Raw genomic sequence first — 18,871 nt, 5'->3', positions numbered from 1 at the left:
TTGGCTAAATTTGATATACACTCAATTCATAAAGAGTAAAGGCTAAGAGGTTAGCGAATGACAGATAAAAGCAAAGAAAGTGGCAGCGGCAAATTGCTGTACTGCTCTTTCTGTGGCAAAAGTCAGCACGAAGTTCGCAAGCTAATCGCAGGTCCGTCAGTTTACATTTGCGACGAGTGTGTCGACTTATGTAACGATATCATTCGCGAAGAAATCAAGGATGTTCTCCCTAAGAAAGAATCTGAGGCGTTACCAACGCCAAAACAGATCCGTGAACACCTTGATGACTATGTGATCGGACAAGATTACGCGAAAAAAGTGCTCGCAGTTGCGGTATATAACCACTACAAGCGTTTACGCAATGGTGATACAACGAGCGAAGGTGTGGAGCTTGGTAAGAGTAACATCCTTCTAATTGGTCCAACGGGTAGTGGTAAGACACTGCTTGCTGAGACGCTGGCTCGATTCTTGGATGTGCCATTTACAATGGCTGACGCTACCACACTAACCGAAGCTGGTTACGTAGGTGAAGACGTTGAAAACATCATTCAGAAGCTTCTGCAAAAATGTGATTACGATGTAGCTAAGGCTGAACGCGGCATTGTATACATTGACGAAATTGACAAGATTTCTCGTAAAGCTGAAAACCCATCAATTACGCGTGACGTATCTGGTGAAGGTGTTCAGCAGGCGCTACTAAAACTTATTGAAGGTACGGTTGCATCGGTTCCACCACAAGGTGGTCGTAAGCATCCACAGCAAGAATTCCTACAAGTGGACACGTCTAAGATCCTGTTCATCTGTGGCGGTGCATTTGCTGGCCTAGATAAAGTGATTGAGCAACGTGTAGCAACAGGTACTGGTATCGGCTTTGGCGCAGAAGTGCGCTCTAAGAACGAAACTAAAACCGTCGGTGAACTATTTACTCAGGTAGAGCCTGAAGATCTAGTGAAATACGGTTTGATTCCTGAGTTTATTGGTCGTCTACCAGTAACGACAACGTTAACTGAGTTAGATGAAGAAGCGTTAATTCAGATCCTATGTGAGCCGAAGAACGCACTAACCAAGCAATACGCAGCATTGTTCGAGCTAGAAGACGCTGAGCTTGAGTTCCGTGAAGACGCACTACGTGCTATCGCTAAGAAAGCAATGGAGCGTAAGACAGGTGCTCGTGGTCTACGTTCAATTCTAGAAAGCGTTCTGCTGGAAACCATGTATGAACTGCCATCAGCGACGGACGTAAGTAAAGTCGTGATTGATGAATCAGTCATTAATGGTGAATCAGAACCACTGCTTATTTACAGCAACGCCGACAGCCAGGCAGCTGGAGCAGAATAAATTCAGCCATGAATAAAAAGGAGGTAAGTAATTACCTCCTTTTTTTATTTCTCTTATTGAATCCAAATAATTAGACCCCATATACTTCGTTAAGTAATACGTTAAACGTGAAAGCGGAAGAGAGAATTATATGAACTTGGAACGTTCCGAGCGTATCGAGATCCCGGTATTACCTCTACGTGACGTAGTGGTCTACCCACACATGGTTATTCCATTGTTTGTTGGTCGTGAGAAATCGATTAGTTGTCTAGAAACGGCAATGGAAACAAACAAACAAGTTCTGCTTGTGGCACAAAAGCAAGCTGATACTGACGAGCCGACGGTTGATGACCTATTTGAAGTAGGTACGGTTGCAACCATTCTCCAGCTTCTTAAGCTACCTGACGGCACAGTTAAAGTGTTGGTTGAAGGTCAACAGCGCGCGAAAATCAACCACTTTAAAGAAAGCGAATTCTTCCTAGCAGAGGCAGAGTTTGTGGTTACGCCTGAGCTTGAAGAGCGTGAGCAAGAAGTGATTGTTCGCAGTGCGATCAACCAATTCGAAGGCTTTATTAAGCTAAACAAAAAGATCCCACCAGAGGTGCTTACCTCACTAAATGGTATTGATGAAGCAGCTCGTCTTGCAGACACCATTGCTGCGCACATGCCTCTAAAGCTGGTGGACAAACAGCAAGTACTTGAAATCGTTGATGTGACTGAGCGTCTTGAATTCCTTATGGGTCAGATGGAATCAGAAATTGATCTTCTTCAAGTCGAAAAACGCATCCGTGGTCGCGTTAAAAAGCAGATGGAAAAATCTCAGCGTGAGTACTACCTGAATGAGCAAATGAAAGCGATTCAGAAAGAACTTGGCGAGATGGAAGATGCTCCTGACGAGTTCGAGACCCTGAAGCAAAAGATCGATGAATCGAAAATGCCTCAGGAAGCGCGTGAAAAGACAGAACAAGAGCTACAAAAGCTTAAGATGATGTCTCCAATGTCAGCAGAAGCGACAGTGGTGCGTAGCTACATCGATTGGATGGTGAGTGTGCCATGGGCGAAGCGTTCAAAAGTTAAGAAGAACCTTGCGAAAGCAGAGGAGATTCTAAACGAAGACCATTACGGTCTAGAGCGTGTTAAAGAGCGTATTCTTGAATACTTGGCGGTACAAAACCGTATCAACAAACTGAAAGGCCCTATCCTTTGTCTTGTTGGTCCTCCTGGTGTTGGTAAAACATCCCTAGGTCGCTCTATCGCTGCTGCAACGGGCCGTAAATACACGCGTATGGCTCTAGGTGGTGTACGTGATGAAGCGGAAATTCGCGGTCACCGTCGTACGTACATTGGTTCATTACCGGGTAAGCTCATTCAGAAAATGTCGAAAGTTGGGGTGAAAAACCCACTATTCCTTCTGGATGAGATCGACAAAATGTCTTCAGACATGCGTGGCGATCCGTCTTCAGCACTGCTTGAAGTACTAGACCCAGAGCAAAATAACGCGTTTAACGATCACTACCTAGAAGTCGATTACGACTTATCAGACGTGATGTTCGTTGCAACGTCGAACTCGATGGATATTCCTGGTCCTTTGTTAGACCGTATGGAAGTGATTCGCCTGTCTGGCTACACAGAAGACGAAAAGCTGAACATCGCGAAACGTCACCTTGTTGATAAGCAAGTTCAACGTAATGGCTTGAAACCAAGCGAAATTGTTATCGAAGATTCAGCGATCATTGGCATCATTCGTTACTACACGCGTGAAGCGGGTGTGCGTAGCCTAGAGCGTGAGATTTCTAAGATCTGTCGTAAAGCAGTGAAGAACATCCTGCTTGATAGCAGCTTGAAATCAGTTACCGTGACAATGGAAAACCTAAAAGAGTACCTAGGTGTTCAGCGTCATGACTTCGGTAAAGCGGACGATAGCAACCGTATCGGTCAAGTAACGGGTCTAGCTTGGACACAAGTTGGCGGCGACCTACTGACCATCGAAACTGAATCAATGCCGGGTAAAGGAAAGCTGACGCAAACGGGTTCACTTGGCGACGTAATGAAAGAGTCGATCCAAGCTGCAATGACCGTTGTGCGTTCACGTGCCGAGAAACTGGGTATTAACTCTGACTTCTACGAAAAACGAGATATCCACGTTCACGTACCTGAAGGTGCAACACCAAAAGATGGCCCAAGTGCGGGTATCGCAATGTGTACTGCACTTGTTTCTAGCTTGACGGGTAATCCTGTAAAAGCAGAAGTGGGTATGACGGGTGAAATTACGCTTCGCGGTGAAGTTTTACCTATCGGTGGCCTAAAAGAGAAGTTACTTGCGGCACACCGCGGTGGCATCAAAACGGTACTGATTCCAAAGGACAATGAGCGTGATTTGGAAGAGATTCCAGAAAATGTTATCGCTGATCTGAAGGTTATCCCTGTACAGTGGATCGACGAAGTTCTTAAAGTTGCACTAGAGCAAGACCCGACAGGCGTTGAGTTTCCGTCTCAAAAATAGTGATGTGCAGCAAAAATAAGTAAAACTTTACGCTGATAGGCTCAAAAAGGCTTGTCAGCGTTTTTTTTGGAAGCTAAGTTAAGTTCGATAGCTTCCAGCCCTTGAAGGATAAGGGGTGGGGCATATTTTTTAATTATGGAACGAAACGTCATCACAAAAATAATCACAGATGACACAAAGGGGAAATCACAGTGAATAAAACTCAACTAGTAGAACAAATCGCAGAAAACGCAGACATCTCTAAAGCATCAGCTGGTCGCGCTCTAGATGCATTCATCGAAGCAGTAAGTGGTACGCTTCAGTCTGGTGACCAAGTTGCGCTTGTTGGCTTCGGTACTTTCAGCGTTCGCACTCGTGCAGCACGCACAGGCCGTAACCCAAAAACTGGTGAAGAAATCCAAATCGCAGAAGCTAAAGTACCTTCTTTCAAAGCTGGTAAAGCTCTAAAAGACGCTTGTAACTAATTCTTTGCGTCGATGACGCAGAGCTGGTTCAGCGAACGGCCATTGCATAGTTTTTGTTCAAACAGTCAGATTTGTACAAAAATTTACAAACTAAGAGCCGAACTTTCTTAAATTATGCGCATCCTACTGATGCGCATTTCTTTTTCTGATATTATCGCGACATTACATTTTCTATTAGAAGCAGTCGGCTTCAATTGTGGAGAGCAGTTAAATTATGATGGATCGACTACGCGAAGGCGTGAATAGCATCGCGGTCAAAATTATCCTTGGACTTATCATTCTATCTTTCGTATTTGCAGGTGTAGGTAGCTACATTGTTGGTGGTAACAACAACTCTGCGGCGAAAGTAGGTAATACCGAGATCGCTCGTGGTGAGTTCGAAATGGCTTACCAAAATGAGCGTAACCGCATGCAAGCTCAATTGGGTGACAACTTCTCTCAGTTGCTAGCAGACCCTGCATACGTTGAATCTTTCCGCAAATCAGTTCTAGATCGTATGATCAACGATGTGTTGCTTGATCAACAAGCTGAAGCACTAGGTCTACGCATCAGCGATGCTCAAGTACGTAGCATGATTCTAGACATGCCTCAGTTCCAGTCTAACGGCCAATTTGACCAAGATATCTACCAAGCTTCTTTGCGCCGTGCTGGTTTCTCTCCAGATTCATTTGCAGAGTACATGCGTCGTGAATTGGTTCGTGAGCAACTGCTTAACGCTCTACAAACCAGTGAGTTCACTCTACCAGGTGAAGTTCAGTCAGAAGGTAAGCTGTTCACACAAACTCGTGACGTTCGTACTGTGACTATCGACTTAGCTGAGTTTGCTAAAAAAGTAGATCTTACTGATGAAGAAATTCAAGAGTACTACAAAGCAAATCCAGATATGTTTACTCGCCCAGAGCAAGTAAAAGTCGCTTACATTGAACTATCAGCTGAAGCACTGAAAAAGCAAATCCAAGTTTCTGACGAAGAAGTTAAGAAATACTACGATGATCACCTAGATAAATACTCTTCAGAAGAGCAACGTCGCGTCGCACATATCCTAGTTGAAGGTGATGATGAAGCGAAAGCACAAGCCATTCTTGATGAACTTAACGGTGGTGCAGATTTCGCTAAGCTAGCAGAAGAAAAATCTGACGACTTTGGCAGTGCTGAAAACGGCGGCGACCTAGGTTGGATTGAGCGCGATGTAATGGACCCTGCATTCGAAGAAGCGGCGTTCGCACTTAAGAACCCTGGTGACGTGACTGGTCTAGTGAAGTCTGACTTTGGCTACCACATCATCAAGCTTGAAGAGCTTAAAGACTCTGTTGCTAAGCCTTTCTCTGAAGTCGCAGCTGAAATCAAACAAGAGATGGTTGACCAAAAAGCAGTTGATCAATTCTACGAGCTACAAAACGAGCTAGAGAAAGTAGCGTTTGAATTCCCTGACTCTCTAGACGACGCTTCTAAAGCGGTTGGCCAAGAAGTGAAAACGACAGACTTCATTTCTCAAGTTGACGCGCCTGAAGTGCTTAAGAACCAAGCAGTAATGCAAGCGATTCTAAGCCCAGAAGTGAAAGAAGATGGTCTAAACTCTGAAGCAATCGAAGTCGCACCTGAGCACATCATTGTTGTTCGCGTTGAAGATGCTCGTGACGAGACCGTACTTCCTCTTGCAGAAGTGAAAGACCAAGTTGTTGCTGAATTGTCTCGCGTAAAAGGCGAACAGGGTGCCATCGAGCTAGGTACGAAAGTGGTTGCGGCGCTTAAAGAAGGCAACACGGCTATCCTTGCTGAAAACAATCTAACGTTTGGTGAGCAAGAAACCGTAGACCGTCGTTCTTCACTGGCGAGCACAGTATTTGCTATGGCGAAACCAGTTGATGACAAGCCTGTTTACGGTCAGTCAAAAGACCTTGCTGGTAACATCGTGGTTATCGAGCTTGATGCTGTGAAAGCTGAACTAGATGCTTCTTTAGAAGAGCAAGTAGCAATGCAGATGCAACGTGCTTCTTCACAACAAGATCTTACTTCTGTTATCGCAGTACTACGCGCAAACACTGACATCGAGTACTTTGTTGTGAGCAACTAAGCACTACGAATGTAATTTGCATGTTAACTAAAACGGGTCGCATTAGCGGCCCGTTTTATTTTTATCTGAAGTCACTTCAATGCCGTGCTCGGTTTATCTAGAGTAGTCAGTACTTTGACAAGATAACTCAGGAGGAGCACTCAATATGAAATGGATGTTAACGCTGTGCTTAATGCTATTGGCACCAGTGGGATGGGCGGCCGGCGGTGAGACAACAAAGTCGAAATCGTCGAAATACGAAGGTATTGAGATTACTGTTAATGTGAATACCGCTTCAGCGGAAGAGATCGCGACATTACTTAATGGTATTGGCGAGAAGAAAGCCGAACAGATAGTAGAGTATCGTGAAGAGCACGGTCCATTCAAAACGGCAGCGGACCTAAGCAAAGTGAAAGGCATTGGGGAAGCAACGGTGAAGAAAAACCAAGAGCGAATTTTGCTGTAAATACATTTTGGCCATTGAAAAGCGAAGTTTCTGTTTCCTATTACTGCTTTCCCGAACCAATCCTCATTACCGGTTCGGGATTTTTTATTTGGTCAGATTTAAATTTGAGGAAGGCCAAAGATCGCTTAGCTGGTTTAACCAAAGATCCGGCGATGCATTAACTTTTCCAACCAAGCCATGCCTAAACCACCAATTGCACCAAATAAATGAGCGTCAACCGCAACACGTGCGCCAATCATAGCTGCAGTACTAGTGGAGGGGCCGTAGAATTGCTCCCACGCGACTTTTGCAATTAAGCCACCTACCAACACCAAACTGCTTCTTCTGCCGTCGAAAACCTCACTGAGCGCCCAGAAACCAAAGAGTCCATGCAATACACCTGACAACCCGACATAAACTGACATATTGGTAAAAAGATTCATCGCACCGACAAATGAACAAAGAATCAAAAATACGATGGTGAAGTTACGTGCTGTCGGTCGAAAGATAAAACCAATAACCCATAATCCAGCGAGATTCATGCCGAGATGAGCAAAGTTGGTATGCGTGAGATTTCCTGTTACGATTCGCCACCATTCGCCATGGCGTATATTGTAAGCATGCCATTCAGTCAGACTTGCCATGGGTTCGAATTGAAGAATTAAACAGATAACGCTGATGATGCTCAGCAATGTATAAAGGTTCACTCTATGTCTCGTTATTGTTCTCAGTGTGGAAAATCGCGCAAAGCCTGTATTTGCCAATGGATTGTACCGCTAGCAAGCGAGGTTGAACTTATCATTCTTCAGCATACGAGTGAAGAACATCGTCCTCTTGGTACGGCACGGATTCTCAATTTGAGCCTAAATCATTGTACTTGCCTGATTGGAGAAGACTTTTCTGACAGTGCGGCCTTGAATGCGTTGCTTGAAGATGAAACCTACCAACATTTCATTCTTTACCCTTCAGAGCAATCGTTGTGCCTTTCAGAATTGGCGACGGTTGCAGAAGTGCCCGATAAGAAAACACGTTTAATCTTACTCGACGGTACTTGGAAGAAAGCCTACAAGATGTGGCAACTGTCGACGAACCTTCATACTATCCAGACGGTTAAACTACCGGAAGACTTACAAGGTCATTATACGATTCGTAAAGCGCCTTCTGATAACAGCTTGTCGACGGTAGAAGCGGGGTTTCATGCGCTCTCGTTACTTCAACCTAGCGAGGATCTTACTCCTTTGTTGATTGCTTTTGAGAAGATGATTGAATTTCAAATCGCCCAGATGCCTCCGGGCGTATTTGAGAAGAACTATCTGAAAGGTGAGTAGCGAATCTATAGAGCATTCTCTATAAGACAATTGAAGAAAACAACTGACGGTGCAGCTTCTGTGCATGGCCGTCGGTCATCGCTGAGATGTAATCTGCAATGACGCGCATTTTTGCACTCTCATCCATTGCTTCTTTCCAAAGTTCTTGAGTGTGTTTGGGTAGCAAGCGTTCAGGATCTGCACTGAGCGCTTCAAATAAATCCATGATGATTTGCTGGCCTTTGTATTCAACAATCTGTACTTGATGAATTTGAATCACATATTGGCTCACGAAGTGTTTCAATACTTCTAGTGCTTTTGCCATATGAGGTTCTAAACAGGCGTTCCAAGCCAGTAAGTGGTTATTGAATGGCTCATCAACTACTTTGATTGAAATACTCGTCAATAGGGCGTTAACCATGCCACCAATCGCGTCTTTACGTCGATGATGTTTACCACTAAACAACATTTGACCGATGGAACCGATGTGTTCTTCAAACCAAGGGTCTCCGCAATCTGCAAGCTGGCTTGCTGCCCCTTCTTGCCACTGCTGTCGAGTTACCATACCAAGCACAATGGCATCTTCTAAATCATGTACGCCATAGGCGATGTCGTCCGCTAGCTCCATTATTGAGCAGTCCAAAGACTTAAACCGAGTTTTACAGTGCTCCAAGTCTGATTCAGGGCGGCAACGCATTTGGCTTAGTAGTGCTTTGTCGTTTTCGGTCAGGGGCGCAATGACCCAATCGAATAAATCCTTATCGCAATCATAAATGCCTTTGGCAGGGCTCCAATCTTTGGCTTTGAGTTTGCGTTGATGCTCAACCGGGTCCGGTAGGCGCGTGGAGCGTGTTTGACTAAGCAGAGCTGGGTACTTTATTAAACCGAGTAAAGCGCGACGTGATAGGTTCATGCCGAAGTGCTCGGTATAAGGTTCAAGCTTGGTGACGATACGGAAGGTTTGAGCATTGCCTTCAAAGCCGCCGTGATCACGCATCATGTAGTTTAAGGCGACTTCACCACCATGCCCATAAGGGGGATGACCAATGTCGTGTGCGAGACACAATGAATCGATCAAGCTGTCAGACGGCAGTAGATCTCGAAATTCAGGTTGCTTCTTTTTTAGTTGGGCAACAATACCTGTTCCAAGCTGCGCTGCTTCTAGAGAGTGGGTGAGTCGAGTTCGGTGAAAATCTTCCAAGCTGTTGCCATGCACTTGGGTCTTCGCTTGTAAGCGTCGAAATGCTGCAGAATGCAGAATGCGTGCACGATCACGTTGATACGGGCTACGATGGTCATCGCGGCGGATTTTATGTTCATCATCATGGCGTTCTTGCCATAAAGCGTTTAATTCAAATGACACATTTCTCTCCATCAACTAGCTAATTTCATCCAGCGATAATTCAAAACTTGGGGCAAAGGTATGAAGGAAGTATTCCATTTCCGGTGTTTTGCGTTCTTGCAATGTGATATCTAAGCGTTTCTTTGCCAAGGCAAATTCGTGATTACCTGCACTGAGTTCTTCCAAGCATTTAAGGTACGCACAGATAGAATCTGCTTGCTTAACGATTTTCGCGTCTTCTTCATGAGCGGAATGCGAGAGCAAGTAGGGTGCAAAATCATCTTGAAACTCTTCAGGTAACATTGAGAGCAGTTTTTGTTCTGCCGCTGCTTCAATCTTCTTATATTCTTTAGAAATTTCAGGGTTGTAGTACTTAACGGGGGTCGGTAGATCCCCAGTGAGTACTTCACTCGAATCATGGTACATGGCGAGTATAGCGATACGTTCAGGGTTTAGTGTACCGCCGAATTTTTTGTTTTTAATTAATGCTAGGGCATGCGCTACGAAGGCAACTTGTAAGCTGTGTTCAGAGACATTTTCTGGCGAGACTGAGCGCATCAGTGGCCAGCGTTGGATGAGCTTCATTCGGGCCAAGTGGGCGAAAAAATGGCTTTCTTTCATTGCACTCTCCTATGTACCGATCCCACAAACCGTTCGTAAGTGACATTGGTATTTGATACGAAAAAGGAGCTCACTAGGAGCTCCTCTAAGCATATGAGAGATCAGCAGTAATTACTACTGGCTATACGTTGATAGGAAACGCTCAAAGCGGCCAATCGCGGTTTCGAGATCTTCTACGTGCGGCAGTGTAACAATACGGAAGTGATCCGGTTTCGGCCAGTTAAAGCCAGAACCTTGTACCAGAAGTACTTTTTCTTGCTTCAAGAAGTCGAGCACCATTTGTTGGTCATTCTTAATGTTGTACATCTTGGTGTCGATTTTCGGGAATAAATACATCGCACCTTTCGGCTTCACACATGAAACACCAGGGATCTGGTTGATCAGTTCGTAAGCTCGGTTACGTTGCTCAAGCAAACGACCACCCGGCAAGATCAGCTCATTAATACTCTGGTAGCCACCCAATGCGGTTTGAATCGCATGTTGCATTGGTACGTTGGCACATAAACGCATCGAAGAAAGCAGTTCTAAGCCATTGATGTAACCTTGTGCTAGATGTTTAGGACCCGTTAGGAACATCCAACCACCACGGAAACCACAAACGCGATACGCTTTTGAAAGACCGTTGAACGTCATCACCAATACATCTTCTGTTAGCGTTGCAACCGAGGTGTGTGTCGCGCCGTCGTAAAGGACTTTGTCGTAGATTTCATCAGCGAAGATGATCAGGTTGTGTTGGCGCGCAATCTCGATAACTTCTAATAGGAAATCACGACTGTATACCGCACCTGTTGGGTTGTTCGGGTTGATAAGAACAATACCACGGGTTTTTGGCGTGATTTTCTTTTTGATGTCTTCAAGGTCTGGGTACCAGTCTGCCCCTTCATCACAGATATAATGCACAGGTTTACCGCCAGACAAAGCAACAGATGCCGTCCAAAGCGGGTAGTCTGGCGCAGGGATCAGCATTTCGTCGCCATTGTTCAGTAATGCTTGCATCGCCATCACGATCAGCTCTGATACACCGTTACCAACGTATACATCTTCAACATCTAACGATCGGATGCCTTTGCGCTGATAGTGCTGCACGACAGCTTTGCGCGCCGAATAAATGCCTTTGGAATCACAATAGCCTTGAGAAGTTGGCAGATTACGAATGACATCTACTAGAATCTCATCAGGGGCGTCAAAACCAAATGGGGCGGGGTTACCAATGTTTAGCTTTAGGATTTTATGCCCCTCTTCCTCCATGCGTTTAGCATGTTTGAGTACAGGACCCCTAATGTCGTAGCAGACATTGTCGAGTTTTGACGACATCCCGATATTTTGCATTGCTTAATTCCTAAAAAATCGTTAATTTCTTTATTAAAATACAATAATTTGTTTTTTATTAGAATAAAAATCTGTAAATTATCCGTTTGGTGATTAAGTTTTGTTCTGTTGGTATCACAGGAATTTGCAAAAGATCGTATACGACCTTGATTTGCTTTGGGTCTAAACTTAGAGTAGCCGTCAGTTATCCTTTATCCTCACACGTTTCGAGGTTGATTTGTCACAGTTCCATCAAGCCGTAAATAGAATTATCGAGCGAGTTCAGCAAACGGAAGGCAATCAAACACGTTTAATCGAGCCACTCAGCGAGAAACCCAATTTCGCGTTTATAGACTGGCTTGAAGCACAACCACTTTTTCCCAAGTTTTACTGGCAGTCCCGTGATACTCGTGAAGAAGTTGTTGCTCTAGGCCAACTCCACTCCTTTGTCGAGCCTGGACCTGCCTATACGATCCTTGGTGAAGGCCAACGCGTATGGGGCGGTCGTTCATTTGACGGTCAGCACGAGAAAAATCGTCGCTGTATGCCATCCTTCTTTTTTCTTCCGCAAATTGAGTTGATTCGGTTTGACCAGCAATGGTCACTTGCGGTGAATATCGCAGAAGATAAAACTCGTACATTAGCAGGCTTGAAAAAGCTGGTCTCTGATGTGCCTAGCTTAGCACCAATCTCTTCTCATATCCGTTCGATTGATCACGCTCCGACAGAGCCACAATGGAATAATTTGGTAGAGAAGGTGCTCACTGGTATCGACAATGACGAGTTTAAAAAAGTGGTGTTGGCTCGCAAATCGACTGTTCATTTAGATTCGACACTTTCTGCTGCGCAGCTATTGAAAGCGAGCTACCTCAACAACCATCATAGTTTTCATTTTCTGTTGAGCTTAGACAGTAAACACAGCTTTATGGGATCCACACCAGAGCGTTTGTATTCGCGTATCGGACACGAGCTACATACAGAAGCATTGGCCGGTACGATAGGCCGTGGCGAGAATGCGACTCAAGATATGGAGTTGGCGAACTGGCTATCTCAAGATTCTAAGAACCTCAATGAGAACCAGTATGTGGTGGACGACATTATTGAACGTCTTTCACCCCACTCAGAAAGCGTTGAAGTTGAAACTGATCCTCGTTTGGTTCGCCTGAGAAAAGTGCAGCATTTAAAGCGTAATATCCATGCGGATCTTAAAACGGGCATTAATGGCGTTCAGTTACTCTCTGCTTTACAGCCGACAGCCGCCGTTGCTGGGTTGCCCCGTAAAGAGTCGATGCAGTTTATTTTAGATAATGAGCCGTTTGCACGCGGCTGGTATGCAGGCTCCATGGGTTATATCAGCCATGAGCGTGCAGAGTTTTGTGTCGCAATCAGAAGTGCGTTGATCCTTGAAGAACAAGTTCAACTGTTTGCTGGCGCGGGTATTGTTCCAGGTTCCATTGCAGAGCATGAATGGGCCGAGTTAGATAAAAAAATGTCAACGTTACTTTCTCTTATTTCAGACCACCCACCGCTTGGGGTTGCATCATGAATGCTGATCAAGCTGTTTTAAATCGAATTTGGTCTGAAACCATCCTGACAGAATTAAACCGCTTTGGTGTAAATCATATCTGTATTGCACCAGGTTCTCGCTCTACCCCTTTAACGGTGGAGGCGGCGGATAATCCAAATTTTACCATTCACACGCACTTTGATGAGCGTGGTTTGGGCTTTATGGCATTAGGGCTAGCGAAAGCCAGTAGAGAGCCTGTGGCATTGATCGTGACCTCTGGTACTGCCGTCGCCAATCTGTTGCCCGCTATTGCAGAGGCAAAACTCACTGGTGAAAAGCTGGTGGTATTGACTGCCGATAGACCAGTCGAGTTGGTAGGGTGTGGTGCAAATCAAGCCATCAATCAACTTGGTATTTTCTCACAGCATGTTTCTGACAGTCTGAATTTGCCAAGCCCGACATTGTCTACGCCACTCAACTGGCTTTTGACCTCTGTGGATGAAGTGATGTTCACGCAGCGGCTAAAAGGCAGTGCGGTACACATCAACTGTGCCTTCCCTGAGCCGTTATACTCAAACGTAGAAAAAAGTACTCACCAAGATTACCTCGATACGGTTGCTGGTTGGAAAGAAAGTCGCGTGACTTATTGTCAACGATTCAACCCGAAAACGAACAGTGCGATTCCAAGCTGTGGTGACAACAAAGGTATCGTGGTCATTGGGAGTTTGCCTTTAGCCCAAGCACAGGCCGCACGTTCGTTTGCTGAGCAAATGGGGTGGCCTGTTTTGGCTGATCCTCAAAGTGGTGTGAGTTCGGATTGGGCCCATTTTGATATGTGGTTGCAGCATCCAAGATTGGCGAGCCAGTTAGATAGCTGTGATTTAGTGGTTCAATTTGGTAGCCGAATCATCTCCAAGCGTTTTAACCACTGGCTCGATAAACATGTTTCGCGTAGCCAACATGGTAGAGATATTCAATACTGGTATGTTTCTCCACGTTTAGACCGTGATAATCAAAGCCACTTGCCACAATGGCATTGGGCTGAACAACCGAGCTCTTGGGTAGAACGTACCACAGAGTTTGAATCGGAATATACTGGTTGGGCAGACGACCTTGCGACTGACATTAAGCAAGTGACTCAGCATGCAAAAGGTTTGTTCGTTTCTGATCCTAAGAGTGAGCTAAGCGAGATTGCATTAGCCATTGATGTTGCAGAGCGCGCAAAAGGTGTTGACCTGTTTGTGGGTAACAGCTTGTTTGTTCGCTTAATTGATATGTTTGGGAAGCTCGACAATACTGAAGTGTTTACCAACCGTGGTGCTTCAGGCATTGATGGTCTGTTTGCAACGGCAAGCGGGGTGCAACGCGCGCGCCAGAACCCGATGTTAATGTTTATTGGTGATACGTCGGCATTGTATGGGTTGAATTCACTGGCGTTGTTTACGCACAGTAAGTTACCGTCAGTGTTGGTGATTACGAACAATGATGGCGGCGCGATTTTTGATTTACTGCCGGTGCCGCAGGAACATCGTGAGTCGTTCTACCAAATGCCTCATGGTTACGACTTTGAGCACGCCGCGAAGCAGTTTGGTTTAGAGTATCGTCAACCAAGCTCATTAGCAGAATACCAATCTTTGGTTTCTGAGCATTTTGCTTCAGGGCAAGGCGCATTGGTGATTGAAGTGCAAACGCCGTCTAACCAAGCTGTTGAGCATTTAAAATCGTTCAACAAGAATTTGCATGCTCTATTCTGAGCACTTTTCAGCAACGGAAAAGCACCAAGGTAGCACTTTGCCTACTCTGGTGTTTTTGCATGGCTTGTTAGGTAGCGGAGCGGATTGGCATCTATGCTCAAACGCGTTACCTCAATTCGAACGTGTGACGATTGACCTTCCTGGTCATGGTCAAAGCCAATCTATTTCTTGCCGTGATCTAGATGATTGCTGCAAATTGCTCAATTCCACACTATCTTTACTATTTCCTTCACAACAGCTGCTTATTTTGATTGGTTACTCAATGGGGGGACGCATTGCTATGCATGGCCTTGCGCACCAGTGTTTTTCAGATCTCAATATTTGTGGTGCCATTGTTGAAGGAGGAAACTTCGGTCTACAAAACGAGTCAGATAAGCAGGCCAGATTAAAGAATGACACTCGCTGGGCAAAGCGTTTCAAAATTGAGCCTCTTGCTTGTGTTTTGAACGATTGGTACCAACAGTTGGTCTTTTCTTCACTAAACCATGAGCAAAGACAAACATTAGTGACAAAACGAAGTGCTAATCTTGGCTCGTCAGTCGCAGATATGTTGCTTGCGACTTCTTTGGCTAAGCAAGGTTATTTGCTACCAGCACTGCAACAACAAGCGGTTCCGCTGTATTACGTGTGCGGTGCTAAAGACAAAAAATTCAGTCAACTGGCAGAAATGAGCGGGTTGGCATATCGACAAATTGAGGGGGCAGGGCATAACGCTCATCAAGAGCAACCCCAAAAGTTTGCGATACAGATTAATCAAATAATTCATTCTCACTTTCAGTGAGAGCAACGAGAACAATGGGAATCACCATGGCTAAAACAGTAGGCATTTCTGAAGAAGAACTTTACGCTCCGGTTCAATGGAAAGATTGCAGCGAGAAATACGAGGATATCCACTATCACAAGTCTGTTGATGGTATCGCGAAAATTACCATTGCACGTCCACAGGTACGTAATGCTTTCCGTCCTCAAACTGTAAAAGAGATGATTGATGCACTGGCAGATGCGCGTTATGACTCGACTGTTGGTGTGATCATCCTGACAGGTCTAGGTGAAGATGCGTTCTGTTCTGGCGGTGACCAGAAGATCCGTGGCGACTACGGCGGCTACAAAGACGACCAAGGTACGCACCACCTAAACGTATTAGACTTCCAACGCGATATTCGTACTTGTCCAAAACCAGTGATCGCATCGGTCGCAGGTTGGGCTGTCGGTGGTGGTCACGTGTTGCACATGATGTGTGACCTGACGATTGCGGCGGAGAATGCACAATTTGGTCAAACTGGTCCTAAGGTGGGCTCTTTTGATGGCGGTTGGGGCGCGTCTTACATGGCTCGTATCGTAGGTCAGAAGAAAGCTCGCGAAATCTGGTTCCTATGTCGTTTCTACAACGCTCAAGAAGCGGTAGACATGGGTCTAGTAAACACAGTAGTGCCACTAGCGGATCTAGAGAAAGAAACCGTTCGTTGGTGTCGTGAAGTACTGCAACACAGCCCAATGGCACTGCGTTGCTTGAAAGCCGCATTGAACGCGGACTGTGATGGTCAAGCGGGCTTGCAAGAACTGGCTGGTAACGCAACCATGATGTTCTACATGACAGATGAAGGCCAAGAAGGTCGTAACGCATTCAACGAGAAACGTCGCCCAGACTTCGATAAGTTCCCTCGTAACCCATAATCCGTATAGAAGAGGAGCCTTTGTGCTCCTCTGTTTCGTTTTTCGTCCTGAGCGCCTCGCCCTCTGGGAGGTTAGCGGGTTCTCTCGCTAAAAAGTTCAGAATATATGGTATTACATAGGATTCGAATTATGCGTAAAGCGAAGATTTATCGTTACTCTCTACCAATGGACAGTGGCGTTATATTACGTGACAACAAACTGACTGAGCGTGTTGGCTTCATTCTTGAATTAACGGATGGCGACAAAATTGGTCGTGGTGAAGTTGCACCTTTAACGGGCTTTAGCCTTGAAGGTACCGAAGACGCTGGTGTTCAACTGCAAGCTCAAGCGGAGCGTTGGGTTGCGGATTTACCCGTGGATTACAACCACATGTATCCGTCTGTGGCGTTTGGCTTATCGATGGCTCAACTTGAGCTAGAAGGCGGTCTACCGGTACAAGGGCAGTATCAAGCTGCGCCCCTGTGTAATGGTGACCCTGATGAGCTGATTCCTAAACTGAACGAGATGGAAGGCGAGAAAGTTGCGAAGGTAAAAGTGGGTCTATACGAACCGATTCGCGACGGCATGCTAGTGAACTTATTTCTTGAGTCGATACCGCAGCTGACACTTCGCCTTGATGCAAACCGTGCTTGGACGCCAGAAAAAGCGCAGCAGTTTGCTAAGTATATTGCCCCATCACTGCGTCAGCGTATCACCTTCTTGGAAGAACCATGCCGCTCTCCGGGTGACAGTCTGTCGTTTGCTATCAACACGGGGATTGCTATCGCGTGGGATGAAACGCTACAGGATGCGGTTCGTCGTGAAGACTTCCGCCTAGAAGATCTTACCGGTGTGAAGACCATCATTATTAAGCCAACGTTGATCGGCTCGGTTGAGTTTTGTATTAAGCTGATTGAGAAGGCTAAAACTCTGGGTATCAAAGCTGTGATAAGCTCAAGTATTGAATCCAGCTTGGGTCTGAACCAGTTAGCACGTTTAGCTCAATGGCAACTGCCGAATGAAATCCCTGGCTTGGATACAATTGGCTTGTACAAAGCGCAATTGGAACAGGGTTGGCCTAAATGTGAACTTCCAATTATTCCGCTATCAGAGCAGGAGTTAGTGTGGCATTCAGCATAGAGACGATTGCGATTGCACCATGGAAATATTGGGCTCAAATGAGCCCTTTTTCTATTGCGCTGGAAACAACCAAAGAACAAGTTAACTGGCAACAATTGACTGCTCGTGTCGACTTGTACGCTCGCAACCTTCAACAACTGGGTGTCACGAGTGGAGACGTGGTGACGTTAGTCGGTAAGAACCAAGTTGAAACCCTGTGGTTTTATCTTGCTGCGCAGCAGATAGGCGCAATTGCTGCGTTGACCATGCCGCAGCCATTTGATGCACTTTCAGGTAAGTTAACGACGCTATATAAGCCAACCCAACAACGTTTTGTGTGGTTTGCTGATGGTGTTGCCAGTGGCTACTCTGAACAGCAGTTATCGCAACTTTGTATCATTCAACTGTCTACTCTGGATTTCGAATCGCAAAGTGACGTTAGTACTTCAAACGAAGGCTACGCACATGATGCTTTAGCGTCTATTGTGTTTACCTCTGGCTCAACAGGCACCCCTAAAGCCGTGGTACATACTCATCGTCAGCACCTTTCTTCAGCTCAAGGTTTATTAGCCGAGTTTCGATTCAACCATAAAGAAATCTGGCTGCTTTCCTTGCCGCTTTACCACGTTTCAGGCTTAGCGATTGTCTACCGTTGGTTGTTTGCAGGCGCAACGCTCAAAGTAGGAAACGGGAATCTTGCTGATGATATTCTTGGTGTCTCTCATGCCTCTCTCGTTGCGACGCAGCTTAAGCGTTTACTGGATGAACAAGTCGAATTGTCTCTCACGCATGTCTTACTCGGCGGCAGTCATGTTGCCCATGAGTTGGCACTGCGAGCAACACAGCAGGGTATTGAAACTTGGCTAGGCTATGGCATGACAGAAGCTGCGTCTACCGTAACAGCTAAGCGAATCGATAGCATCAGCAATGCGGGGCATCTGTTGCAAAACCGCGATATTAAGCTGGTGGAACAACGTATTTATATCGGTGGGCAAACGCTAGCAGCAGGCTATTTCAAACAAGGCTCAGTTACCTCACTTCTGAATGAAAACGGTTGGTTCGACAGTAAGGATCTCGGAGAGTGGCAAGGGGATGAACTCAAGATTATTGGTCGAGCAGACAACCAATTTATCTCTGGTGGAGAAAACGTTCATTGTGAAGAGATAGAAGCGGCACTGAACCAAATAGAGAGTATTTCGCAGAGCATCGTTGTACCGGTAGAAGATGTGGAATTTGGACATCGACCAGTAGCAGTGATGCAGACGGATTCATTACTGGACAAAGCTCAATACGAGCAACACCTGCAAACTAAGCTAGAAAAATTCAAATGGCCGGTCGCGTATTATGTAATGCCTCAAACCTTATTGGCTGGAGGAATTAAAGTATCGCGCAAAGCGGTAAAAGACTGGTTAAAAAATGAAGTGCAAAACGGTGACTAAGCGTTATTGCACTTCAGGGGGATGTGGTGATGGTGAGTC

16 protein-coding genes are annotated in these 18,871 nt (G+C 45.6%); 12 read left to right on the top strand and 4 right to left on the bottom strand.

Going from position 1 to position 18,871, the window contains the following annotated elements:
• The first annotated feature begins 57 nt into the window (after positions 1-57).
• From clpX to ITG12_RS06395, 5 genes are all read left to right on the top strand, one after another.
• Positions 58-1,338, top strand: a complete 1,281-nt coding sequence (gene clpX / locus ITG12_RS06415; RefSeq protein ID WP_038865557.1) for an ATP-dependent protease ATP-binding subunit ClpX — start codon at positions 58-60, stop codon at positions 1,336-1,338.
• Between the two features lie 130 nt (positions 1,339-1,468).
• Positions 1,469-3,820, top strand: a complete 2,352-nt coding sequence (gene lon / locus ITG12_RS06410) for an endopeptidase La (protein WP_038879414.1) — start codon at positions 1,469-1,471, stop codon at positions 3,818-3,820.
• Between the two features lie 191 nt (positions 3,821-4,011).
• Positions 4,012-4,284 carry an HU family DNA-binding protein gene (locus tag ITG12_RS06405; protein ID WP_005430934.1) on the top strand — a complete coding sequence of 91 codons (273 nt, stop codon included), beginning with the start codon at positions 4,012-4,014 and terminating at the stop codon, positions 4,282-4,284.
• Between the two features lie 214 nt (positions 4,285-4,498).
• Positions 4,499-6,358, top strand: a complete 1,860-nt coding sequence (gene ppiD, locus ITG12_RS06400; protein ID WP_038879417.1) for a peptidylprolyl isomerase — start codon at positions 4,499-4,501, stop codon at positions 6,356-6,358.
• 145 nt (positions 6,359-6,503) lie between these two features.
• Positions 6,504-6,803, top strand: a complete 300-nt coding sequence (locus ITG12_RS06395; protein ID WP_038865551.1) for a helix-hairpin-helix domain-containing protein — start codon at positions 6,504-6,506, stop codon at positions 6,801-6,803.
• Between the two features lie 134 nt (positions 6,804-6,937).
• On the opposite strand, the gene rrtA is transcribed toward ITG12_RS06395, so the two are convergent.
• On the bottom strand, positions 6,938-7,489 hold the full coding sequence (rrtA, locus tag ITG12_RS06390; protein ID WP_038879420.1) for a rhombosortase: 552 nt from the start codon (positions 7,487-7,489) through the stop codon (positions 6,938-6,940).
• A gap of 3 nt (positions 7,490-7,492) precedes the next feature.
• Here rrtA and ITG12_RS06385 point away from each other — a divergent pair, with 3 nt between their 5' ends.
• On the top strand, positions 7,493-8,110 hold the full coding sequence (locus tag ITG12_RS06385; RefSeq protein WP_038879423.1) for a DTW domain-containing protein: 618 nt from the start codon (positions 7,493-7,495) through the stop codon (positions 8,108-8,110).
• 19 nt (positions 8,111-8,129) lie between these two features.
• On the opposite strand, the gene ITG12_RS06380 is transcribed toward ITG12_RS06385, so the two are convergent.
• From ITG12_RS06380 to ITG12_RS06370, 3 genes are all read right to left on the bottom strand, one after another.
• Complete coding sequence (locus ITG12_RS06380; RefSeq protein ID WP_042602167.1) at positions 8,130-9,464, bottom strand: anti-phage deoxyguanosine triphosphatase; 1,335 nt, start codon at positions 9,462-9,464, stop codon at positions 8,130-8,132.
• 3 nt (positions 9,465-9,467) lie between these two features.
• On the bottom strand, positions 9,468-10,052 hold the full coding sequence (gene yfbR / locus ITG12_RS06375; protein WP_038865545.1) for a 5'-deoxynucleotidase: 585 nt from the start codon (positions 10,050-10,052) through the stop codon (positions 9,468-9,470).
• A gap of 114 nt (positions 10,053-10,166) precedes the next feature.
• A complete protein-coding gene (locus ITG12_RS06370; RefSeq protein ID WP_005437583.1) occupies positions 10,167-11,381 on the bottom strand; it encodes a pyridoxal phosphate-dependent aminotransferase in 1,215 nt (404 codons plus the stop codon).
• A 217-nt stretch (positions 11,382-11,598) separates the two neighbouring features.
• On the opposite strand from ITG12_RS06370, the gene ITG12_RS06365 reads away from it, so the two are divergent.
• From ITG12_RS06365 to menE, 6 genes are all read left to right on the top strand, one after another.
• Positions 11,599-12,906 (top strand): isochorismate synthase, encoded by a 1,308-nt coding sequence (locus ITG12_RS06365; RefSeq protein WP_038879424.1) that lies wholly within the window; start codon positions 11,599-11,601, stop codon positions 12,904-12,906.
• Positions 12,903-14,621, top strand: coding sequence for a 2-succinyl-5-enolpyruvyl-6-hydroxy-3-cyclohexene-1-carboxylic-acid synthase (menD, locus tag ITG12_RS06360; RefSeq protein WP_038879428.1), 1,719 nt, complete (start codon positions 12,903-12,905; stop codon positions 14,619-14,621). Before ITG12_RS06365 ends, menD begins: the two co-directional genes overlap by 4 nt.
• Entirely contained in the window at positions 14,608-15,402 is a 795-nt protein-coding gene (gene menH / locus ITG12_RS06355; protein ID WP_248873854.1) for a 2-succinyl-6-hydroxy-2,4-cyclohexadiene-1-carboxylate synthase, read from the top strand. The genes menD and menH overlap by 14 nt, the downstream gene beginning before the upstream one ends.
• A gap of 26 nt (positions 15,403-15,428) precedes the next feature.
• Positions 15,429-16,295, top strand: a complete 867-nt coding sequence (menB, locus tag ITG12_RS06350; protein WP_038879434.1) for a 1,4-dihydroxy-2-naphthoyl-CoA synthase — start codon at positions 15,429-15,431, stop codon at positions 16,293-16,295.
• A 129-nt stretch (positions 16,296-16,424) separates the two neighbouring features.
• Positions 16,425-17,414 carry an o-succinylbenzoate synthase gene (gene menC, locus ITG12_RS06345; RefSeq protein WP_038879437.1) on the top strand — a complete coding sequence of 330 codons (990 nt, stop codon included), beginning with the start codon at positions 16,425-16,427 and terminating at the stop codon, positions 17,412-17,414.
• Positions 17,399-18,832, top strand: a complete 1,434-nt coding sequence (menE, locus tag ITG12_RS06340; protein ID WP_038879440.1) for an o-succinylbenzoate--CoA ligase — start codon at positions 17,399-17,401, stop codon at positions 18,830-18,832. Before menC ends, menE begins: the two co-directional genes overlap by 16 nt.
• Positions 18,833-18,871: the final 39 nt, after the last annotated feature.

This window comes from Vibrio sp. ED002 (assembly GCF_023277445.1).
GTDB classification, from domain to species: Bacteria; Pseudomonadota; Gammaproteobacteria; order Enterobacterales; family Vibrionaceae; genus Vibrio; species Vibrio jasicida.
This window is presented reverse-complemented; position numbering and strand designations above follow the sequence as displayed.